Genomic DNA, 23,099 nt, shown 5'->3' on the forward strand with positions numbered 1-23,099 from the left:
GCACCGACCATAAGCGCCGCGCGATGGAACTGCGCGCGGTACGGGGGATGAACGACATCCTCCCCGAAGAGGTGGAGCGCTGGCACAAGCTCGAGGGGGCCTTCCGCCTCCACGCGGAGCTCCACGGCTATGCCGAGGTGCGCACGCCGCTGCTCGAGCCGACGGAGCTCTTCCGGCACCAGATGGGGGAGACGACGGACGTGGTCGAGAAGGAGATGTACTCCTTCGAACGCCACGGCGATCAGCTCACCGTCCGCCCCGAGGGCACCGCAGGCGCCGCGCGCGCCTACGTCGAGCACGCGGTCCACGCGAAGGAGCCGGTCACCCGCTGGTACTACCTCGGCCCGATGTTCCGCGGCGAACGGCCGGCGAAGGGGCGCTACCGCCAGTTCTACCAGGCCGGCTGCGAGCTCTTCGGCGATCCCGGGCCGCTCTGCGACGCCGAGACGATCGACCTCGTCGCCGGCTTCCTGCAGCACATCGGCGTCGGCGAGTTCGTCGTGCACGTGAACTCGCTCGGCAGCGCGGGCACGCGCGAGCGCTACCGCGAGGCGCTGCTCGCCCACTACACGCCGCGCAAGGCCGAGCTCAGCGAGGACTCGCAGCGCCGCCTCGAGAAGAACCCCCTGCGCATCCTCGACTCGAAGGACCAGCGCGATCACGAGGTGTCGCGCGACGCGCCGTCGATCCTCGATCTGCTCGACGACGCGGACCGGGCGCACTGGGAGGGCGTGCGCCGCTGCCTCGACGTGCTCGGCGTGAACTACGTCGTCGATCGGTCGCTCGTGCGGGGGCTCGACTACTACACGCGCACGCTCTTCGAGGTGAAGGCGACCGCGGGCGATCTCGGCGCCCAGAGCACGCTCGCGGGCGGCGGCCGCTACGACGGCATGGTCGCGGGGCTCGGCGGGCCGAGCGTGCCCGCGATCGGCTTCGCGATGGGGATGGAGCGGCTGCTCACGATGATGCCCGGCGCCTCGCCCCGCCGGAGGCCCGGCTGCTTCCTCGCCCCGCTCGGCCAGAGCGGCGCGGATCAGGCGCTCTTGCTGGCGAAGCAGCTGCGCGCGCTCGGCGTCCCGGTCGAGCTCGACGGGCGCGGCGGGCGGCTCAAGGCGATGCTCCGGCGCGCGGACTCCCTCGGCGCGCGGCTCTGCGTGATCCTGGGCGACGCGGAGATCGAGCGCGGTGTGCTCCAGATCAAGGATCTCGTGGCGCACGTGCAGGAGGAGATCCCGCTGGAGGGTGCGGCGCGTGTGCTCGCGGATCGGGCCCTCGAGGCGTCGCCCGGCGGCCAGCGAGGAGCGCGTTGACCTCCGAGGCGATGGGAGCGCAGGGCTGCTCGCGAGGGGCGCTCGGCGCGCCGGCGGGCGAGGTGCGGGGCCGCGCTCGGCGCGCGGGATCGGCGCTGTCGCTCGCCGCGGCGCTGGCCGCGCTCGCCGCGCCGTCCGTCGCGGCGGCGCAGCTCGGCTTCGGCCAGCCCGGCATGACGCAGCCGCCGCCCTCGAGCGCGCCGCCGAAGCCGCCGCCCGGCACGCCGGAGACGCACGCGGCGCCGACGTCCGAGGAGAGCCCGATCCAGACCCAGGAGCCGACCCTGCCGGAGGACCCGCTGGCGGTGCCGCCCGCGGTCAAGAAGCAGATCGGCACGAACGACGTCGGCGAGTGGGAGCGCGGGCGCGCCGCGGAGATCCAGCGCGACTGGTACGGCCCCTATTACAGCGAGCGGAGCGGCAGCTACCAGTTCAGGACGGTCTTCCCCCTGTGGGCGGAGCGCCGGATGCCCGGCGACCGCGCCACGATGGTGACGCCGCTCTACTACAACCGCCGGAGCAAGGACGTCGACGCCGACGTGCTCTTCCCCTTCTTCTGGAAGCTCCGCGACGAGAACACGTACACGACGATCGTCGGCCCGTTCATGCACCGCGAGTCCGAGGGTCGCCCCGCGAGCCCCGGGCGGGCGGCGGAGCCGGGCCGGCACGACAACTGGCTCGCGCCGCTCTTCTTCGAGGGCAAGCGCGACGACGGGAGCGGCTACTTCCACATCCCTCCCCTGCTGACCTTCACGCACCACACGGCGCGGAGCGGCTTCAACCTGATCGGCCCCCTCTACTGCAGCTGGAAGGGCGGCCCCGCGTGCGACACCCGCTCCGCCGACAAGATCGATCTCGGCCTGGCCCCCCTCTACTTCTACGGCCACGACGAGAGCAGCGAGTACGAGGTCATCCCGCCGCTCCTGCACTACTACCACTACAGCGACGTCGGAGACCGCTCCACGAACGTGTGGGGCCCGCTGATGTGGCAGCACTCCCGCAAGGGCGACGTGTTCAACATCATGCCCTTCTACTGGCACAGCTGGGGCAAGAACCACGATCGCACGACGCTGTTCCCGTTCTTCCACTACGGGTACGAGGGCAACAAGAGCCTGCTCATCACGCCGCTCTTCCTGAAGGCGCGCGGCGAGGAGGGCGAGAGCACCTTCGCGACCTGGGGCTACGCTCGCTACCGAGGGCGGACGGAGCTCGACATGATCACGCCGCTCTTCTGGCAATACCGTGATCCGTCCATCGATCTCGAGCGGACGTTCCTGCTCCCGTTCTATTACCGGAACACCTCGCCGCGCAGCGATGATCTCGTGCTCTTCCCGTTCTATGGCCGCTTCAAGCGCCACGGGTTGAGCGACACCACGTGGCTCACGCCGCTCGTGCGGCACACGCGGGATCTCACCGGCTGGGAGACGGACATCTATCCGTTCTTCTACGCGGGGAGGAACCGCGACTCGACGCACCTCGTCGCCGCGCCGTTCCTCTGGGACTTCGCGTCGCCGACGTCGCGCACCACGGTGGCCCTGCCGTTCTTCTTCCGGTTCGCGGATCCAAACTCGGTGACGCAGGTCGCGCTCAACACCGTGTACCGGGAGCATCGGGTGCGGAACGGCAAGGAGTGGGAGTTCCACCTCGTCCCCCTGTTCTCGTACGGCGAGACCCCGGAAGGTCACTGGTGGAACGTCCTGTTCGGCCTCGCCGGGTACACGCGCGCGGGCACGGCGGCGACGATGCGGGCGCTCTACGTCCCGATCAAGCTGAGCCAATGAACCCGCGCGGTGCCGAGCTCCGCTGCCTCGGCGGAGCGCCGCCGCCCCCGGAGCTCGCCGCCGACCTGCGCCGTCTCCTGGAGCTGCCCGAGGGCGCGCGGCAGCGCCTCTGGGAGGCGCTCGGGCCCAGCCTCGGCGAGCCGGTGCCCGCCGCCGTCGAGCGGCTCCTCGACGCGTTCTGCCGCCGGCACGAGGTCGCGCCCGACGCGCTCGCGCGGGTGCTCAAGGCGTGCCGATTCCTCATCCGCGAGGCGAGCAAGCGCGACCTCGACCGCGCCGCGCTCGCGACCGACCTCGCGGCGCTCGCGCCGGGCGAGGGCGCCGAGGAGCTCCAGGCGATCCTGCTCGCCGGCTACGACCAGGCCCGAGCGGTCGTGCGGCGGGAGATCGTGCGCGGCGCGCTGCTCGACCATGGCAAGCTGCTCACCGGCGTCGACTGGCGCGTCGACACGATCGCGGCCGCGAGCCGCGGGGCGAAGATCGCGGCGCCCGTCGTCGTGCTCACGCTGAGCTACCAGGAGGGCGAACACCGCTCCCGGATCACCTTGCAAGCCACCCCGGACTTGCTGCGGGAGCTCCAGCAGATCTGCGCGCAGCTCCTCGGCTGATCTGTCCGTGACCAGCGCGCTCCAGCGGGCGCGCCGGTCGAATCGCGAGCGCGCAACGTGGACGGCGGTGAGGTCCCGCTGGCGACAGCGCGGGCGCTTCTACCTGCTGCTTACCTGCTGCTGTCGCGCGCCTCCGGGCGGGGCGCGGAGTTCGCGGAGACGACCTCGGCGATCGCGGAGAGCGCGTCCTCGGCGGAGAACGGCTTCTCCAGGAGCGGGCGGCCCGACGAGGCGAGGAACCGCTCGACGTCCGCGCCGAAGCCCACGCCGGTCATGAAGATGAACCCCTGCGCCAGCACCGGGTCGCTCTCGCGGATCCGCGTGTAGAAGACGTCGCCCGACATGCCGGGCATGCGCAGATCGCAGAGCACAACGTCGAAGCGCTGGCCGCCCGCGAGCATCCCCATCGCGGCGTCGGCGCTCGGCGCGAGCGCCACCTCGTGCACGCGGCCCAGCTGATCGGACAGCGCGCGGGCGAGCGACGCCTCGTCCTCCACCACGAGCACCCGCACCCGCTTCGAGACGAGCCGCGGCACCGGCGAGACGCTCGGCGTCGCCTCGTCCGTCCGCCCCGCCGCGGGCAGCGAGATGATGAAGCGCGCGCCGCCGGGCGGGACGCGCCCCGGGACCGGGCTCTCCGCCGTGATCTGCCCGCCCGCGCGCTCGATGATCTCGCGGCTGATCGACAGCCCGAGCCCCGTGCCGACCTCCGGACCCTTCGTCGTGAAGAAGGGCGCCCAGATGCGCGGCAGGTTCTCCTCCGCGATGCCGGCGCCGGTGTCGCTCACCACGATCTCGACCGTCTCGCCGTCGCTCCGCGTCTCGACCGTCACCGTCTGGTCGCGGGCCTCGTGCTTCGAGCCCGGCTTCGGGATCGCCTGGGCCGCGTTGACGAGGAGGTTCACGATGACCTGGCCGAGCCGGCCGTCATCCATGAGGATCGGCGGCACTTCGGTGAGGTTCTTCACGATCTGCGCCCGCTCGATGATCTGGCCGCGCGTGAGGCTCAGCGCGGAATCGACCGTGCGGTTCGCGTCCGTCAGCGTGCGGCGCGAGCCCTCGGGCTGCGGCGGGCTCGCGAACAGCTTGAGATCGCGGACGATGTCGACGATGCGCTTGATCGAGTCGCGCAGCTCCTTCACGAGCTCCGACGCGCTGGAGGCGGCGCTGCCCTCCATGCGCACGTTCGGGCCGCGCAGGAGGCGGTCGAGCATGTCCAGGCCGAGCAGGATGAACGCCGCGGGGTTGTTGATCTCGTGCGCCACGCCGGCCGCGAGCGTGCCGAGCGTGGAGAGGCGATCGACCTGGATGAGCCGCGTGCGCGCCGCGTGCTCGGTGCTCACGTCCGCGAGGACGCCCTCGATCGCCACGACGCGGCCGCGATCCGAGACGAGGGGGTACACCGTGCCGCGCGCGGTGATCGCGTCGCCGCCCCGCCGCCGCAGGCGCGCCTCGTAGGAGGCCGACGGGGCGCCGAGCTTGGCCCGCGCGACCGCGTCCTCGAAGCACATCACGCCCTCCGGGTCGGCGTGGGCCTCCCCGAGGAAGCCCGGCGTCCTGAGCGCCTCGGCCACCGGCACGCCCAGGAGCCGCTCGGCGTGCCGGTTCAGGAACGAGAGCTCGCCGGACTCGGGATCGAGCCGGAAGATGATGAGCGGCGCGTTGTCGAGGAGGTTCCGGTGCTGCTCCTCGAGCTCGCGGATCCTGAGCAGCCGCTCGGCGGCCTCGCGCTCCCCGGCGACGACGCGCAGCGAGCGATCCAGGCCGGCGCCGAGCGCGTCGGCGATCTGCTCGAGGAGCGGGATCGGCGCCGAGGCCGCCGCGCCGGCGTCCCCGTAGCCGACGACGAGCGCCGCGATGATCGGGCAGCCGAAGCCGCCGGCCGCGGCGCCGGCCGGCCCGGAGCGCGCGGCGGGGTGGCCGGGCTCGGCGCCCGGAGGCGCGGCCCGCACCGGGAGCGCGACGTACGAGAGGCACCCCTCGCCGGCCCCCATCTGGGCGAGCGCGTTCCCCGCGCGGTTGTCGTCGCAGGAGAACGGCTCGCCCTCGGCGAACACCCGCCGGAAGAGCGCCGCGGGCGCTGGCAGGCGCGCGCCGAACGGCGCGGCGGCGAGCGCGTCGCCCCGGAAGACCGAGTACGCGCGGAGCCCGCCCTCCGGCTCAGGGAACACCACCGCGAAGAGCTGGAACGCGGCGAACCGGCCGACGGCCCCGGCGAGCTCCTCGAACGGCCTCGGCAGGAGCAGGTTCGAGTGGCGGGCCACGACGGTGAGGACGGCGTTCAGCGCGACGAGGCGGCCAACCCTCTCGCTCGCAGGCTCTGCGTGCATTTCCACGACATCTCACCACGTCAGCGCGCAGGGACGAGAGGCATTCTTCACTTTTCTCCGGCCGGCGGGTCGCCCGCGGTCGCCGGGGACGTAGGCCGGGCCGCCGCGCCGGCGCAGCGCTCGAGCAGGCGGAGGGCGGCGTCCCGGCGCTCCTCGCTCACGGCCGGCCCCATGCCGGCGGCCCCGTCGTGCGCTGCGTACTGGGCGAACATCCTGCGGGCGGTCTCGACGTCCTCGACGCCGCACGCGACAACGAGCCGCAGCCGCTCGGCCTCGATCCAGACCCGCTGGATGGGCAGGTGGGCCGCGAGCGCCCGATCCAGGCGATCGGCGGCCTCATCGAAGCGGCCGTCGCTCAGGTAATGGCGGCCAAGCAGGTAGTTCGGCAGGCCGTCGCCGGGGGATTGCGCGGCCCACGCGCCGAGGAGCTCCGCCGCACGGAGCCTGTCGGGAGCGCCGCCGCGCGTGCCGATCAGCAGCTCGACGATGGCCGCGCGGGCGCGCTCGTCGTTCGCGGCGGCGATCTTCACGTCGAGCGTCCGGAGCCGGTCCTCGTCGACGAGCCGGCCGGCGACCTCGCCGTACCGCGCCGCCGCGCGCTCCCGGTCGCCCGCAGCGAGCGCGACGTCGCCGAGCCGCTCCGCCGCGCGATCGCGCAGGTGGCGCGGGATCGACCCGTCCCCGGCGATGCGCTCGAGCTCGCGGATCCCCTCGCTCCGCTCGCCGGGCGCGTCGCTGGCGAGCCGCGTCTCGGCGATGGCGATGCGCGGCGCGGGGCTCCGGTCGAGCGACAGCACGCGCCGGTACGCGGCGATGGCGCCCTCGTGGTCGCCGCGCGCGCGGAGCTCCTCCGCCTCGTGGGTGCACGCGTCGACCACGTGCGGGCAGCGCCGCTCGAAGAGCGCCGGCCGATCGAAGCGGGCCTTCGCCTGCGCCTTCGCCGCGTCGGGGAGCGTGAGCGCGTCGAGATCGGCGTGCCACGCGCGCTCCATCACCTCCCACGAGGCGCCGGTGATCTCCGGCAGCGCCTTGCCGCCGTACCAGGCGCGCACCGCGTCCGCGCCGTACGTCGCGCGCACGTGGCCGACGAACGCGCCGCTCACGGTGTAGGCGGTCGACGAGTTCTCGGCGAGGAAGCCGAGCGCGAACAGGCGCGCGAGCGGCGGCAAGATCCCGAGATCTTTCATCGCCTTGGCCCACGCGCGCGGGCTCAGGTCCTCGCCCTCCCTTGGCGAGCCGGCGACGGCGATCCCCTCGATGAGCCCCGGGTCGGGGAGCCACCCGCCGAGCCGCCCGGCGACCTTGAACGGGCCGCGGGCGAAGGCGCCGGCGAGCACGTGCATGATCTCGTGCCCGAGCGTCGGGTGCGGGTAGCCGGCGGCCTGCAGGTACACCTCGCGGCGCCACGGCTTCGCGACGTACGTGCGCGACGCGCCCATGAGCGCGCCCTTCTGCGCCGCGCTCTCGAACAGGTAGGCGCGGACCCGGAGCGGCTGGCCGTCGACCACCGCGGGCGCCCCGAGCCAGCGCTCGCCGGCCTCGATGTGGGCGTCGCACTCGCGCACGAAGCGCTGCACGTCGGCCTCACGCACGCCGCGCGGGTGGACGACCTCGCAGCGCTGGCCCTTCGAGAGCGCACCGAGCTCGGCCGCGATGCTCTCGGAGGTCTGGAAGTGACCGAGGCGCGCGCCCTCCAGGAGGGTCGCGGCGCTCAGCGCGGCGCTCGCGACGCCGAGCAGGAGCAGCCCGGGCCGGCCCTGCAGCTGGAACGACACCCGCCCGCCCGCGTCGTGCACGAGGTGCTTCGCGAGCACCGACGCGGCGAACAGGGTGGCCAGCGTCCCGGCGCGGTACGTCAGCAGCCCGGACGCGTCGACGACCGTGTCGTAGAGGGTGCCGCTGAAGAAGCCGGCGAAGGGGTCGTAGGCGAAGACGATCGGGCTCGTGTAGAAGCGGACGGCGCTCACGCCGATCGCGCCGAGGGGGGCGGCGAGCGCCGCGAGGACGGCGATGAGCCGGCGCCGCCACGCCGGGCGGGGAGGCGCGGCGTCGTCGCGGCGGATGCCGGCGGCGAGCTCGCCCGCGACGGCGCCCCAGGCGCCGCCGAGCGCCGCGCCGAGCCCGGGTCCGAGGGCGAAGTGCGCCGAGCCGCCGAGCACGTCGCAGAAGCCGGCGCGCAGGCCGTGCGCCAGCGTGGTGGCGTACGCGACGACCGCGAGCAGGGCGCCGGTCGCGACGCCGCGACGGAACGCCTCGACAGGCGGCGGCCGATGCGCGGCGACGTCGAGGGCGGTCACGATCGCCGCGGCGCCCGGGACGATCAGGCCGGCTGCGAGCGCGCTCTCGTAGCCGGGGCCGTCGAAGAGGGGCAGGAAGCCGACGAGCGCCATCGCGATCGCGACGAGCGCGGCGCCGAGCCTGGTGGCCGGTGAACGCAGCAGCGTGGGCATGGTCGCGTGGAACTCCAGGCCTGCCTTCGTAGCCGCGCCTGCCCGGAGAGGCGAGCGGGATGCTGGCGCCCCGGCGCAATCCAGCGAGCTGCGTTCTCGATGGACGGTCCGGGGAGGAGGGCGGTGTCTTCCGAGGATCCGACGAAACCGTGCGCGGTGATCGCATGGCCGCCGATCAGCCGCGTTCGATAGTGCGCGCTTCTCCTTCCCTCCTCGTTTCTGTTCTGCTCACGCCCCAGACGATGTCCCCTCCGTCCCCTCCCCCCGCCGGCCTCTCACACCATCCCGACTTCCTGCGCCTCTGGGCGGCGCAGGCGGTGAGCGCGGTCGGAAGCCGCATCAGCCGCACGGCGCTGCCCGTGATCGCCATCGTGAGCCTCGGGGCCGACGCGTCGGGCGTGGCGGTCCTCTCCGCGGTGTCCACCGCGCCGGCCGTCCTCGTGGGGCTCTTCGCAGGCGGGCTCGTCGATCGCTCGCGCAAGCGGCCGCTCCTCGTCGGCGCGGATCTCGCGCGCGCGGCGCTGATCCTCTCGGTCCCGATCGCGGCCTGGACCGGCACGCTCACCCTGCTCCAGCTCTGCGTGGTGGCCGCGCTGGTGGGCATGGCCACGTCGCTGTTCCAGATCGCCGACAACGCCTACTTGCCGGCGCTTGTGGGGCAGGACCACCTGGTCAAGGCAAACGCCAGGCTGGAGGGGACCGAGGCCGCCGCGGAGATCGCCGGCCCCGGCGCCGCGGGCATCCTGATCCAGGCGCTGACGGCGCCGGTGACGATGGTGGTGGACGCGCTGTCGTATCTCGTGTCGGCGGCGCTCCTCGGGCGCATCCGGGCGGCGGAGGCGCCGGCCGTCCCCGCGGGCGGCGGAGGCGATGGGGGCGCCTCGTTTGTCGAGGATCTCCGGGTGGGACTGCGCCACGGCCTGGGCCACCCCGTGGTCGGGGCGACGTTCCTGGCGATGGCCGCCCACGCCCTCCTGCTCGGCGGGGTCTTCTCCGCGCTGTACATGCTCTATCTCCTGGAGCATCTGCGGCTGGACACGACAACGGTCGGGCTGATCATCAGCGCGGGCGGCATCGGCGCGCTGGGCGGCAGTTTCCTCGCGGGCTGGCTGGGCCGACGCCTCGGCGCCGGGCCGGCGATGATCCTCAGCCTGTTCATGAGTCAGGCCGGCTGCGCGCTCATCCCGCTGGCGGCGCAGCTCGGACGGCTCGCGGTCCCTGCCCTCGTGGTGCACCAGCTCGTGGGAGACGCGTTCCTCATGGCGTTCATGATCCACGCGGTGAGCGCCCGGCAATCTATGCTGCCATTGAACGTGCTCGGCCGGGTCGACGCCACGCTCCATGTGCTCACCGGGGCGCTCCTGCCGGCGGGCACCCTGGCGGCCGGCTGGCTTGCGGGGCGGATCGGCGTGGAGGCGACCGTCTGGGCGTTCGTCATCGCGGGGTTTGCAGCGCCGCTCCTGCTGCTGCGACCCGCGGTGTGGAGGCTGCGGGCGGCGTGAGGGCGCGCTCGAGGGAGGGTGCTTGTCATCGACCGGCGGTGTCGCTCGGATGGCCGACCGAGTCCGGCTGGGACCAGAGGGCGGCCACGCGGGCCGCTGCGACGCGGCGCAGGCAGTCTTCCTGATGGGTCCGGGCCAGGGCTTCTGGCAGACGGAGAAGCTCTATCCGCCGCTCGATCGGCATGCAGTAGGTGGTCGCAGTCCACAGCTTCGGGTCATCGACGCCGTGGAGCGGCTCGAGGTCGGTCCACACCCGGGCGACCTTGTCGTCGGATCCGGTGACGATGCGCTTGCCATCCGAGCTGAATGCCGCGGCATTCACCGGAGAATCGGAGCCACGAAGAACCACTGGCTCACCCGTGCCATCGGCAGCCCATGCCAGCTTCAGGCGAAACATCCTCACCCCGCATCGATAAGGCTCGTCATCGACCGGCCGTGCCGCGCAGCCGGCCCCCCGAATCCGCCTGCCCCCCCGGCACCGCCGCGAGGACCGCGGCGACCTGCCGCAGACACGCCTCCTGGCTCGCCCGGGCGGCCGACTCGGGCACACGAAGGAGCTCGATCCTCCGCTCGACGGGCATGCAGTAGGTCGTCGCCGTCCACAGCTTCGGGTCATCGACGCCGCGGAGCGGCTCGAGGTCGGTCCACACCCGCGCGACCTTGTCGTCGGATCCGGTGACGATGCGCTTGCCATCGGGGCTGTACGCCACCGCGTTGACGGACGCGTCGGACCCGCGCAGCACCAGGGGCTCGCCCGTGCCGTCGGCATTCCATATCCGCGTCGTCTTGTCGTCGGACGCGGTCACGACATACTTGCCATCAGGGCTGAACACCGCAGCATTGACCAGGTGCTCATGACCACGCAGGACCACGGGCTTGCCTGTGCCGTCGGCGTTCCACACCCGCACCGTCTTGTCCCACGACGCCGTGACGACGCGCTTGCCGTCAGGGCTGAACGCCGCCGATACGACCCAACGATCGTGCCCTCGCAGGACCACGGGCTCGCCCGTGCCATCGGCGTTCCACACACGCGCCGTGTTGTCATACGAGGCGGTGACGATGCGCTCGCCGTCGGGGCTGAACGCCGCCGAACGCACCCTGTCCGCGTGGCCACGGAGCGCCACGAGCTCTCCAGACCCGTCGGCGCTCCACACGCGCGCCGTCTTGTCGAAGGACGCCGTGACGATGCGCTTGCCGTCAGGGCTGAACGCCGCCGAACGCACCCTGTCCGCATGACCACGGATCACCAGCGGTTCCCCCGTGCCGTCGGCGTTCCACACACGGGCCGTCTTGTCGTCGGACGCGGTGACGACGCGCTCGCCGTCAGGGCTGAACGCCGCCGAGAACACCTCTCCCTCGTGGCCACGGAGGATCACTGGCGCCCCCGCGACCTCGGCGTTCCACACCCGCGCTGTCCTGTCCCACGACGCCGTGACGATGCGCCTGCCATCCGGGCTGAACGCAGCCGACGAGACCGAATCCTCGTGACCACGGAGGCTGAGGGGCTCACCCGTGCTCTCGGCGTTCCACACCCGCGCCGTCTTGTCATAAGACGCCGTGACGATGCGCCTGCCGTCGGCGCTGAACACCGCAGAGTAGACCCGATCCTGGTGGCCGCGCAGGATCCGGGGCTCCCCCGACCCATCGGCGTTCCACACCCGCGCCGTCTTGTCCCACGACGCCGTGACGATCCGCTCGCCATCCGGGCTGAACGCAGCCGAGTAGACGACATCCTCGTGACCGCGCAGGATCCGGGGCTCGCCCGACCCATCGGCGTTCCACACCCGTGCCGTCTTGTCCCACGACGCCGTGACGACGCGCTTGCCATCCGGGCTGAACGCAGCCGAGTAGACGGCATCCTCGTGACCGGGGAGGACAACCGGCTCGCCCGTGCCATCCGCCTTCCACACCCGCGCGGTCCGGTCGAACGACGATGTCACGATGCGCCCGCCGTCGAGGCTGAACGCCGCGAAATAGACCGGCTCCGCGTGACCCCGAAGGACGAGGAGCTCACCCGTGCCATCCGCCTTCCACACCCGCGCGGTCCGGTCGAACGACGCCGTCACGATGCGCCCGCCATCGGGGCTGAACGCCGCCGAATAGACCCCCTCCTCGTGACCGCGGAGGACGAGCGGCTCGCCCCCACCCGCCGTGCGCCACACGCGCGCGGTCCTGTCGTCCGACGCCGTCACGACGCGCTCGCCGTCGGGGCTGAACGCCACCGAGTTGATCGGCGCGTCGTGGCCACGAAGGACCAGCGGCTCGCCCGTGCCATCCGCGTTCCACACCCGCACGGCCCTGTCCGCGCAGATCGTCGCGATGTGCTTGCCGTCGGGGCTGAACGCCGCGCGGATGACGAAATCCGGATGGGTGAGCACAACGCGCGCGACCCAGCTGTGCAGCGCCCAGCGCGCGAGGGTGGCCCACCCGCGCGGCACCTCGGGCGGCTCGACCTCCCGCAGGAGCGCCAGCACCGTCGTGGGATCGGATTGCAGCTCGCGCGCCGCGGCCATGCGGGTGGCATTGCGCGCCAGGAGCGCGTCCGCCTGCGCGCGGATCGCCAGGTACGACACCATGACCGCGAACGCGCTGAGCGTCGCGATCACGCCGACAGCGAACTGTCGTCGCAAGCGCCGCGCGCGCTCGGCGAGCTCCACGACGGCCAGGAGATAGCGCTCCTCGCGCTTGCTCAGCCCCGCTCGCCCATCGGCGCCCTGCGCGGCGCGCCGGCGCTCGTACCATGCCCTCGCGTCCTGGGCCGCGCGGTCGCGCCAGAGCAGCCCCTCGGCCCAGCCGCTCGCCTCCCACTGCTGCGCCGAGGCGCGCAGCCGGGCCAGGAACTGCGCGTCTTGCTCGCCCTCGGCGAGCCACTGCCGGAGCTTTGGCCACCGCTCGATCAGCGACTCATGCACCAGCTCCGCCGTCGTGCCCTCGCGCTCGCCCCCGGTCTCGATCAGCAGCAGCCGCGCAGCGGCCAGGTGCTGGACCACCTGCTCGATCGCCTCGCCCGCAGGTCCCCCGCCGGTCTGCGCCACCCCATGGAGCTCCTCCAAGCTGACCACCGCGCGCGTGCGCTCCGGCGTGACAAGGCGCACGAGCACCGCGCGGGCCAGCCGCTGCTCGCGCACCGGCAGCGCCGAGAGCACCGCGTCCGCGTGTGCGGACAGGGCGCCGGCCACGCCGCCCAGCCGCTCGTAGCTGTCTCGCGTCAGCAGCCGGTGCTCGCGATCCCGCGCCTCCCACAGCTTGGCGGCCGTGAACTGCAAGAGCGGCAGCGGGCTCCGCGTGCTCTCCAGCGTGCCCAGCATGTCCTCGATCATCTCGGGCGTCTCGAAACGGTGACCGGCCGCCTCCAGCGGCCTCGTCAGCGCGTCGCGCAGGCCGTCACGCCCCATCGGCGGCAGCAGCGACAGACCGCGCGTCACGTCGATCACGAAGTCGTGATCATCGGCCATGTGATCGAGGAAATCCGAGCGAACGGCGAGCAGCACACGCAGGGGCGATGACGCGTCGTCGGCCACGCCTTCCAGGCAGGCCACGAACGCGGCCCGCTCCTCGCGGCTGGCGCCGAGCGTGTACAGCTCCTCGAACTGATCGACGAAGAGCAGGACATGGTGCCTCGTCCCCTCGCGGCGGCAGCGCGCGCGCAGCCGAGCGCCCAGGTGCCCCGGCTGCGCGCGCAGCGTGGCGACGACCCCGTCGTGGTCGGGGAGCTCGGCCGACCCGGAGCCCGTGCTGGCCACCTCGGACTCGGCCACCTGCACGAGCACGTCGACGAGCGCCGAGAGCGGCCGGCGCCCCGGCCGCACGATGAACGTCTCCCACCGCTCGCTGCCGCGCTTCAACGCGGGGATCACCCCCGCGCGCACGAACGACGACTTGCCCGCCCCCGACGGCCCGACGACCGTGAGGAGCGGCTGGTAGCGCAGCCGCGTCGTCGTGGCGGCGATCTGGCGATCGCGGCCGAAGAAGCGCGCCGCGTCCGACTCCTGGAACGCGGACAGCCCGGCGAACGGGCTCTCGTCGTCGCCCAGCTCGAGCGCCTTTCGGCCGGGCAGCAGCGCCTCCAGCTCCGCGAGCAGCTCCTTGGCCGAGCCGATGCGCTCGTGCTGGCGCTTCTTCAAGCACCGGTCGACAAGATCGCCGAGCGCGCCCACGTCCGGGCGCCGAGCGCTCACGCGCGGCATGGGCAGATCGAGCTTCACGATGTCCGCGAGCCGCGCGACCGAGAACGGGTCGAGCGGGTGCGCCCCCACGAGCAGCGTGTACAGGAGGATGCCCACGGCCCAGAGGTCGCTGCGAGGATCGACGTCCCCGCCCAGCAATTGCTCGGGCGACATGTACGCCGGCGTGCCGATGAGCCCGCTCCGGTGGCCATCGCCGTGGCCTCGCGCGAGCGTCGCCTGCGTGCCCGTGAGCGTCGACATCACCCTGGCGTCGAGCTGCTTCGCGATCCCGAAGTCGAGCACCTTGATGCTCCCGGCGTCGTCGATGAGGATGTTCTCCGGCTTCAGATCGCGGTGGACGATCCCGAGCTCGTGCGCGCACACCAGCGCGCGGACGACAGGGATCATCAGCTCCACCACCTGGCCGGGCGACATCGGGCCCGACGGCCCTATCGCGGCGAGCGGCCCCGGCGCGCTCGGGTGCTCGCGCTGGGTCAGCCATTCGCTCAGCGTGCGGCCCTTGATGTACTCGAGCACCAGGTACGGGTGGCCGCGGATCTCATCGACCTCGTGGATCACCACGATGTTCTCGTGACGGCAGCGCGCCGTGGCGCGCGCCTCGTCCAGGAAGCGCTCGTTTCCCTGTCCGCTGAACTCGAGCAGCAGCTTGATCGCCACGAGGCGCCCGAGCTTCGTGTCCCGGGCCAGGTACACGATCCCCATGCCGCCCCGGCCCAGCTTGCGGATGATCTCGTAATGCTTGATCGTGCCGCCGACGTCGGGCAACGCGGAGCCCGGACCGCGCCCCGTCGGCGTCGCTCCCCCCACCGTGGTTGCGCCGTGCGCGTCGTGTACCGACGGCGCTGCCGCCTCGCGCGCTCGCTCCTCGGGCGTCACGCCGGCCGACGCCTCCGTGGGTGCCAGGCCGGCGAGCGCGAACGTGGTCTCGGCCGGTTCGCCACGCTCGCCGCGCATTCCGCTCGATCCCGGCCGGTCCGGCTGTCTCTGCTCCTGGGCCTCGGCGTCGCGGCGCGGGGTCTCCTTGAGCTCGAGCGTCGCCTGCGGCAGGGTCGCGCCGAGCGCGTGCCGCTGCAGGTCGTCCTCCGAAGGCATCACCTCCCGCAGGGTGTGTCCCGGCATGAGCTCGAAGACGGTATAGAGCCGCCCCTCGCCGGCGTGCCCCCAGTCGACGGGCCGGACGATCGGAGCGTGATGGAGGCGCGTGCCAGAGCGCATCTCCCGCAGGAACCGCGAGATGGAGCGCCGCGCAGGGTGCCTGCCGTCTCCATCGCGAGGCAGATGGAGAATCTGGAGGACAACCGGCCGGCCGCCCCCGATGCGCCGGCCCCTGTAAACGACCGTTCGGCCGCTCGCTCGGCAGCAGGACAGGATCTCATAGCGACCCTGGAACACCGTCCCTGGCGCGAGGGTCTCGCGGCTCATCCTGGCCCCTCCGATCGCTGCCACGCCCGCGCGGCGGCTCCGGGCGAAACGTCCCCACCCCCTGTCGACACGCAACGCTCCCGAATGTCGAGCTCGTCGCGCCGCTCTGGCGAGAGAACCCGAAGGCGTACCCGGACCGATGCTCAAGCAGCCAACCGTCGCTGCCTGTTGGAAGGTTCTATAGCATACCCCCCCACATCGTCCGGTGTCGGCGCCTCGGATGCGTCAGCCCCTCTCCTTCACACCGGGGCTTCCGTCGTTCTCCTCCTGTTCTTCCGTCATTTCGGGGCGCTCGGCATTGCAGTAATTCCCAGGCGCCGACCCGTGGAACACGCGAGGAGCCGGGCTGTGGCTCAGGTGAAGAGCCCAGTCATCACTCAGACTCAGGCGAGGAGCCGGGCTGTGGCTCGGGCGACGGGCACAGGGATGGCCCAGGCGACGAGCCCGAGTCGTGGTTCAGGCGACGAGCCCGAGCCGTGGCTCGGACGACGAGCCCAGTCGACGGGGCGAGTCTCCCTTGCAGCGCGGCCGCCTGCACGCAGCCGTGCTCGTGCCGTGCGGGACGTTCCGCCGGGGCCCTCGGAGCGCAACGTTTTGCTGGATGCCGCAAACCATTGCGGAAGAGAGCAAGCGGTTGCGTAGCCGCCTCCGCGGCCTGGCGCCGCGCGGGCTCCCATCCCACGCCACCTGTGCGGCCTGCGCGCGGGATCTGCGCCGGCAGCGTGGGCGCCGCGGGCGCCGGTCCGGCGCCGCGGCGGCCGAGGAGCGTCAGCCGAGCGGCGGCTGCGCGCCGGTGACCTCGCCGTCGGCGCCCTCGTCCTCGTCGAGCGACACCTCCTCCTCGATCACCTCTCCGGCGGCCGCCGTGCGCCTCACGGCCGTGAGGCCGAGCTGGATCTGCGCCTTCACGGGGAAGACTGGCCGCAGGGTCGTCGCCCAGTCGTTGAACCAGTCCCGCAGGCCCTCGAGCCCCTCCCGTTGCTCCCGCCAGGCCCTCGCCAGCTCGGCCGCCGGCACCCGGGGCGGCTGCGCCTGCGCCCCGGCGCCGGCCTCGAGCTTCGCCAGCAGATCGCGCACCTGCTGCACCTTCGCCTCGGTCAGCCCGCGCGCCGCGAGCATCTTGTGGACCTTCTTCGTGTCGCCATCGCTGTTCCTGGCGAGCCCCTCGAGGCGGCGGAGGTACGTCCCGACCGACATGACCACCGTCGACCCGAGCGGCTGCGGCTCCAGGTGCTTGAAGAACGCGGCCTCAAAGCCGTCGCGCCGCTCGCGCTGCACCACGCGGCGGATGATCGCGCGCGTTCGCGGGAACCACGTGTTCTCGAAGACCTCGACCTCCCGGAGCAGCTGCATCCGCTCGGCGCCCTCGACGCCTCCGCCGCTCGCGACCTCCACCGCGGCCTCCGCGAAGAGGTGCTCGAGCGGGCGCTGCTCGCCCGCGGCGAGCTTGAATAGCCGCCACCCCTCGCGGTGCTCGTTCGCCGCGTAGCCCTCGCGCCGCGCCCGCGCGATGAACGGCGCGGCCTGAACGTTGACGAGGAACCGGAGAGCGCGCCCCAGGAGCTCCTGCTCGGCGGCGGTGAGCGCCAGCGGCAGGGACGCCTCGGAAGGCTCGGACGGCCCGGGCCGCGCTCCCGGGTTCCGGGGTGCGCTCGCGGACTTCGCTTTCGGCATGTCGTTTCTCCTCGCTGGCGCTCGCCGACAGGCCTGGAGCGCTCAGCGGCGTCGGCCGATTGCAAGCTGCGCGCCAGCGGGGTGGACGGTGGACGGTCGCCGCGCGTTCCCTACGTTACGCCGCGATTGAACAGCCCACCACGAGGCCGCTCTCCACCCGCTCCCGGGCGAGGAACCTGATGCAATCGAAGTTTGGAACCGATCTGACGACAGGCAGCATCCCGAGACATATCGTGACGTTCTCGCTCCCGATGCTGATCGGGGGCTTCCTTCAGACGACCTACAGCTTTCGCGCCGTCGGTCAGCTATCTCCGCATCTATCTGCTCTCGCTGCCGTTCAGCTTCGGCATGTTCGCGCTCCGGAGCATGCTGCAAGGCACAGGCGACTCCAGGACGCCGCTCTATTTCCTGCTCGGCTCCGTCGTGCTGACGACCGTCCTCGACCCGCTCCTCATCTTCGGGCGGCTGGGGCTGCCGGAGCTCGGCCTGAACGGGACGGCCTGGGCCACGCTCGTCTCTCAGGCCATCGCGCTCGTGGCGCTCAACCTGTACCTCCACGCCCGCAGGTCGCCGATCGCGCCGGGCTGGCCGCGCTTCGGCCAGCTCGGGCCGACGATCCGGAAGACGCTCCGGATCGGCGTGCCGGCGGCCGTCCAGCAGTCGGTGGTGGCGCTGGGCATGGTCGTCGTGACGGGGATCGTGAACGGGTTCGGGGAGATCGCGACCGCCGCGTTCGGCGCGGCCTCGCGCATCGACCAGATCGCCTTCCTGCCGGCGATCAACATGGGGATGGCGATATCGACGCTCGCCGGGCAGAACCTGGGGGCGGGGCACCACGGCCGCGTGCGCGAGATCTTCGCGTGGGGGTGCGTGTTCAGCGGCGGCATGACGCTCCTCATCTCGGCCGTGGCGGTCGCGTTCCCCGAGGCGCTCCTCAGGGTGTTCATCACCGATCCGGCCGTCATCGAGCTCGGCGTGTCGTACCTGCACACGGTCGGCGCGTGTTACGTGTTCTTCGGCCTCACCTTCGTGAGCAACGGCATCATCAACGGCGCCGGCGCGACCATGATCACGACCGCGACGACGCTGCTCAGCCTCTGGGTCGTCCGCACCCCGCTCGCGTACTGGCTCTCGCGCGAGATGCGCAGCGTGAAGGGCGTCTGGTACGCCATCGCGGCGAGCTTCGTCGTGTCGATGATCGCCGGCACGGCCTACTACACCTCGGGGCGATGGAAGCGGGCCCTCGTCCAGAAGGCGCCTCCGGGCGACGCGGCGAGGCAGGCCGACCCCGCCCAGGCGTTTGCGGGCGAGGTCGGAGAGGCGTGAGGGCGGCGAAGCGCCCGCGCAGGGCGGAAGGTCTCTGATCGCCGCCGCTCGGCAGCCTCGCGCCATGGACGCGCGCCCGGTTTCCCTCGTCCTGTTCGCCCGGTTCGAGGGGATGCTTCAGCTCGGGAACCTGACGCGCGCTCGTTCCGACTCATGCGGGGACCGCTCCTGGTCCGCGAGGAGAACCGATGCAGCTCTCGAACAGCAGGTCACCCGGGGCCCCGGCCTCGACGCGGCGGCGGCGCGCAACCGCAGCGCTGGATCCCCGTCATACGCTGCTGATCTCATGCTTCGACGCCGCGCTTCCCCTCGGGCGGATGGGGCTCGCCGCGGACGGGGTCCCCTGCGCGCAGGTCCGATCGCCGGCGCACCTCGTGGCTCCCTGGGAGAACAACGCCCAGAGCGAGAATGCTTCGCTCCTGCTGTCGCTCTCGATGCGGGAGACCCATGACATCGTGATCTGCGGCCACGTCCGGTGCGCGGCGCTCGAGGTGCTCCTCGACGGAGAGCGCGACCGGCAGGCCTTCGGGCTCCTGTCGCAGGTGCCCGCGGCGCGCGCGACGATCGACCTCGTCCGCCGCAACTACGGCGGCCTCCACCGCGACGCCCTCCGCGAGGTGACGGCCCAGGAGAACGTGCTGACCCAGCTCGATCACCTGCTCACCTACCCGCTCCTGGCGCAGGGAGGCGGGCCGCGCGTCCACGCCTGGCTCTACGACGAGCGCGACACGTCGCTCTGGGCCTATTCCTTCGAGGAGTCGCAGTTCGCGCACCAGATCTCGATCCGGTGAGGAAGAGCGCGAGTCGGAGAGCGCACGTCGAACAGCACGGTACGGAGATCCCGAGTCAGAGATCCCGACTCGGAGGGCGCGAGTCCGAGAGCTCGCCGTCCCCGCCCTCGCCGCCGTCCGGCCCCCGGAGCTGCGCCGAGAGCAGGCCGACGAGCTCCTGCGTCGAGAGCTTGCCGGCGGTGTCCTTGCCGCCGAGCACCTGCGCCACGAGCGAGCGCTTCTCCGCGTGCAGCGAGAGCATCTTCTCCTCGATCGTCCCGAGCGCCACCAGGCGATAGATGGTGACCGGCCGCCGCTGGCCCAGGCGGTGCGCCCTGTCCGAGGCCTGATCCTCGACCGCGGGGTTCCACCAGGGGTCGAGGTGGATCACGTTGGTGGCCGCCGTGAGGTTGATGCCGAACCCCCCCGCCTTCAGCGAGATCAGGAAGAGCGGCGCCGACCCCTCCTGGAACTCGCGTACCCGCTCGGCCCGGGCCTTCCGGGGCGTCTCGCCGTCGAGGTAGACGTACGCGACGCCGCGCGCCTCGAGCGCCTCGCGCACCAGCGCGAGGTGCGACGTGAACTGGCTGAACACGAGCCCGCGCTGCCCCTCCGCGCACAGCTCCTCGACGAGCCCGAGGAAGCGCGCGAGCTTGGACGAGTCGAGCGTCGAGCGCGCGTCGTAGAGGCGCGGGTGCGAGGCGAGCAGCCTGAGGCGCGTGAGCGCCGCCAGCACCTCGACGCGCCGCTCCTGCTCGCGCCGGACCGCCCGAGGCGTCTCGAGGTCGGACAGCGCCGCGAGGCGCGCGTCCTCGTAGAGCTGCCACTCGGCGCCCGAGAGCACGACCGGCACGCGCACCTCGGTGCGCGCCGGCAGCTCGGCCTCCACCTGCGCCTTCGTCCGCCGGAGGAGGAACGGGGCGAGCACGCGCGCGAGCGCGGGCCCCGCGGCAGGGTCGATGTGCCGCTCGATCGGCATGGCGTAGCGGTCGCGGAACGCGTCCCAGCCGCCCAGGAGGCCGGGGAAGACGAGCGCGAAGAGGCTCCAGAGCTCGCCGAGGTGGTTCTCGATCGGCGTGCCCGAGAGCGCGAACCTGAAGTCCGCCTGGAGCGCCCTCGCGGCGCGGAAGCGCTGGGTGGTCGCGTTCTTCAGGCTCTGCGCCTCGTCGAAGACGACGGTGGCGAAGCGCCGCGCCGCGAGGCGCGCGGCGTCGCGCACGAGCAGGCCGTAGCTGAGCACCAGCACGTCGCCCGGGCCGAGCCGCGCGAGCGCGTCGTCGCGATCGGCCTCGTCCGCGTAGATCGTGATGCGGAGAGAGGGCGCGAAGCGCCGCGCCTCGTCCTGCCAGTTGAAGGCCACCGAGGTGGGCGCGACGACGAGCGCCGGCCCGCGCTCGCCGCGCTCGATCAGGACGGCGAGCGCCTGCACCGTCTTGCCGAGGCCCATGTCGTCGGCGAGCACGCCCCCCGCGCCCCAGGCCGCGAGCCGCACGAGCCAGCGGTACCCGTCGAGCTGGTAAGGGCGGAGCTCACCCGCGAGCGCCGCCGGCGCCGCGGGGCAGAGCTCGCCGGCGGCCACCACCCGCTCGACGAGCCCCCGGAACGCGCCGTCCGCCTCGATCGCGGCGCCGGCCCGCTCGAGCTCCCACAGCACCGCGGCGGCCGAGGGGCCCACCGAGAGGCCGTGCGGGGAGTCGTGGACGTGATCGGCCAGGCGCTCGAGGTGGGCGCGCAAGGCCTCGCCCAGCTCCACGTAGGTGGTGGCCTCGACCTGCACGTAGCGCTCGTGGCGGCGCGCCGAGTCGAGCAGCCGGGCCAGCTCCACGCGCTCTCCCGCGACGCTCAGGCCGCCGAGGGCGCCGAACCACTCGCGCCGCTTCTCGAGGACGACCTTGAGCGCGCGGGGTCCGCCGTCGCCCACGACGCGCAGGGGCTCGCTGACCCACTCGAGCTCCGGGGGCGGCTCGCGCCGCGCGCAGGCCGCGAGCAGATCGAGCGCGCCCTGCGCGCTGGCGAAGCGGTAGTGGAACGGGCGGTCCTCGAACGGCTCGGCCCCGGCGAGCGGGAGCTCGGCGGCGAGCGCGGCGGCGAAGTCCTGTTCCCGGCGCAGGTCGCGCACCGCGTGCAGGGCCCTGTCGCCGCGCCGCACGTGGACGTCGCGCGCGCCCGCGCCCGGCACGAGCGGCGGGGCGTCGGCGAGCGGCCGCACGCGCAGCTCGACCTCCACGGCGCCGCGGGGCTGGGCCGTGAGCCGAAGCACCGGGAGCAGCTCCGGCGGGACCGACTCGCCCATCACGCTGCGCGGCATGGCCACGGGCACGCGCAGCGCCCACCGCGAGAGCGCGGCGAGCAGCGCGCCGTGGCTCTCGGGCGGGAAGACGTCGCCCTCGCGCGCGAGCACGTCGAGCAGCGCCCGGATCTCGGCCTTGACGTCGAGCAGCGTGAGCCGCCGCGCGCCCTTGTCCCAGTCCCAGAGGAACAGCACCTCCTCGGGCCGGGCCCGGCGCGCGCGATCGAGCAGCGCGGGGGGCAGCGCCGTGCCCTCGACGCCGGCGCTCACCCGCACGGCGCCGTGGCGCTCCTCGGCCACGACGCCCACCGGCGCGCGCTCGATCCGCACGGCGACGTCGGGCGCCTCGTCGAGGAAGAGGCGCGGGTGGCCGATGAGCGCTTCGAGCAGCGCCCGCGAGGCGAAGGCGTTGCCCTCGGGCAGGAGGGACGCGATGCGGGCGTCCTCGGGGGAGAGCTTTCCGCCGTGCTCCAGCAGGAGGCGCTTCTTGCCGAGCCGCGCCCCGGCGCCGCGCTGCGCCTTCTTGCCCAGCCGGTGGATCCAGGGCGCGACCACGACGCCGGCCGCCTCGACGACGTCCAGCCGGAAGGAGAGCTCGACGCCGCCGCGCGCCCCGGGGCCCTCGTCGAGGGCCCTGTCGAGCGCCAGCAAGGCGCGCTCCCAGGCGGGGCGGCCGAGCTCGTCGAGCGCCTGGAAGAAGGCCTCGCTCGGGGGCTGGCGGAGCCAGAGCAGCGCGGCGTCGATGGCCGCGAGCACGTGGACGCAGCCGGCCGCGCCGCAGTCGCACTCGGCGCGGAGGGCCCCGGGCGCGAGGGTCAGCCGCGCCTCCGGCCTGACGAAGCCGGCGCCCGCGCGGTGCGCCTCGAACGGCCGCGGGTCGTCGAGGCGAAAGCCGGGGAGCGCGGCGTCGAACCGCAGCGCGGCGGCCCGGAGCGCCCGCTCGGGGCGCGGGGCCGCCGCCTCCGGCACGCGCGCGCGCAGCTCGCAGAGCCGCTCGTGCGCCGACTGGGCCCGCGGCTCCTCGGGCGCGCGCAGGAGCGACGCGACGGCGGCGCGCGCGAGGGCGGCGTCGTCGCGCTCGTCCTCCAGGAAGCGAGCCACGAGGGGCGGCAGGACGTCGCGGAGGCGCGAGGGCGCGAGCCACGCGAGCGCGCTTGCGAGCGACTCGGCGCTCGCGAGGTCGATGAGCCGCCGCCGCGCGCCGAGGAGCTGCAGCTCGGGCCAGAGCGTGGGGTCGACGCGCGGCGCCACCGCCTCGAGGCTCAGCCGGGCCAGGTGCGCGACGCCGTGCTGCGCGAGCCAGGCGAGGAGGGCCGCGCGGGTCTCGAAGGGCGCCGCGGGGGCTGCGGGGGGAACGGCCTGGGTGTCGCCGGGCATGACGGGCGGCGTAACGTCGTCGGTGCGAGGGCCCGGTTCAAGGGGTTCCGGCGCGCTGCCCGCCGGGAGCGA

General features: G+C 73.2%; 12 protein-coding genes. 6 read left to right on the plus strand and 6 right to left on the minus strand.

Annotated features, from left to right (window positions below; all coding sequences use genetic code 11):
* The first annotated feature begins 47 nt into the window (after window positions 1–47).
* The 3 genes from hisS to WMF45_RS25400 are packed head-to-tail and all read left to right on the plus strand — an operon-like array spanning window position 48 to window position 3,699.
* On the plus strand, window positions 48–1,310 hold the full coding sequence (hisS, locus tag WMF45_RS25390; RefSeq protein ID WP_437719401.1) for a histidine--tRNA ligase: 1,263 nt from the start codon (window positions 48–50) through the stop codon (window positions 1,308–1,310).
* Window positions 1,307–3,091: a hypothetical protein gene (locus WMF45_RS25395; protein ID WP_437719402.1), complete on the plus strand. Its 1,785-nt coding sequence runs from the start codon at window positions 1,307–1,309 to the stop codon at window positions 3,089–3,091. The genes hisS and WMF45_RS25395 overlap by 4 nt, the downstream gene beginning before the upstream one ends.
* The gene (locus WMF45_RS25400) at window positions 3,088–3,699 is read left to right on the plus strand and encodes a COMM domain-containing protein (protein WP_437719403.1); all 612 of its coding nucleotides are present in this window, start codon (window positions 3,088–3,090) and stop codon (window positions 3,697–3,699) included. Before WMF45_RS25395 ends, WMF45_RS25400 begins: the two co-directional genes overlap by 4 nt.
* Window positions 3,700–3,809: 110 nt before the next feature.
* Here the strand turns inward: WMF45_RS25400 and WMF45_RS25405 are convergent, their stop codons facing one another.
* Complete coding sequence (locus WMF45_RS25405) at window positions 3,810–6,029, minus strand: hybrid sensor histidine kinase/response regulator (protein ID WP_437719583.1); 2,220 nt, start codon at window positions 6,027–6,029, stop codon at window positions 3,810–3,812.
* Window positions 6,030–6,076: 47 nt separating this feature from the next.
* A complete protein-coding gene (locus WMF45_RS25410; RefSeq protein WP_437719404.1) occupies window positions 6,077–8,479 on the minus strand; it encodes a hypothetical protein in 2,403 nt (800 codons plus the stop codon).
* 242 nt (window positions 8,480–8,721) lie between these two features.
* Here WMF45_RS25410 and WMF45_RS25415 point away from each other — a divergent pair, with 242 nt between their 5' ends.
* Window positions 8,722–9,981: an MFS transporter gene (locus WMF45_RS25415; protein ID WP_437719405.1), complete on the plus strand. Its 1,260-nt coding sequence runs from the start codon at window positions 8,722–8,724 to the stop codon at window positions 9,979–9,981.
* 25 nt (window positions 9,982–10,006) lie between these two features.
* Here WMF45_RS25415 and WMF45_RS25420 read toward each other — a convergent pair whose 3' ends face one another.
* From WMF45_RS25420 to WMF45_RS25430, 3 genes are all read right to left on the minus strand, one after another.
* Entirely contained in the window at window positions 10,007–10,378 is a 372-nt protein-coding gene (locus WMF45_RS25420; RefSeq protein ID WP_437719406.1) for a WD40 repeat domain-containing protein, read from the minus strand.
* 25 nt (window positions 10,379–10,403) lie between these two features.
* Window positions 10,404–15,383: an nSTAND1 domain-containing NTPase gene (locus tag WMF45_RS25425; RefSeq protein ID WP_437719407.1), complete on the minus strand. Its 4,980-nt coding sequence runs from the start codon at window positions 15,381–15,383 to the stop codon at window positions 10,404–10,406.
* A gap of 975 nt (window positions 15,384–16,358) precedes the next feature.
* Entirely contained in the window at window positions 16,359–17,264 is a 906-nt protein-coding gene (locus WMF45_RS25430) for a hypothetical protein (protein ID WP_437719408.1), read from the minus strand.
* Window positions 17,265–17,612: 348 nt separating this feature from the next.
* Between WMF45_RS25430 and WMF45_RS25435 the strand changes: the two genes are divergently transcribed.
* Together WMF45_RS25435 and WMF45_RS25440 are read left to right on the plus strand one after the other, a co-directional pair.
* A complete protein-coding gene (locus tag WMF45_RS25435) occupies window positions 17,613–18,590 on the plus strand; it encodes an MATE family efflux transporter (RefSeq protein ID WP_437719409.1) in 978 nt (325 codons plus the stop codon).
* Window positions 18,591–18,778: 188 nt separating this feature from the next.
* Complete coding sequence (locus WMF45_RS25440) at window positions 18,779–19,381, plus strand: carbonic anhydrase (RefSeq protein WP_437719410.1); 603 nt, start codon at window positions 18,779–18,781, stop codon at window positions 19,379–19,381.
* 55 nt (window positions 19,382–19,436) lie between these two features.
* On the opposite strand, the gene WMF45_RS25445 is transcribed toward WMF45_RS25440, so the two are convergent.
* Complete coding sequence (locus WMF45_RS25445; protein WP_437719411.1) at window positions 19,437–23,027, minus strand: SNF2-related protein; 3,591 nt, start codon at window positions 23,025–23,027, stop codon at window positions 19,437–19,439.
* Window positions 23,028–23,099 lie beyond the last annotated feature (72 nt).

The organism is Sorangium sp. So ce448 (assembly GCF_051520915.1).
Classification (GTDB): domain Bacteria; phylum Myxococcota_A; class Polyangia; order Polyangiales; family Polyangiaceae; genus Sorangium; species Sorangium cellulosum_B.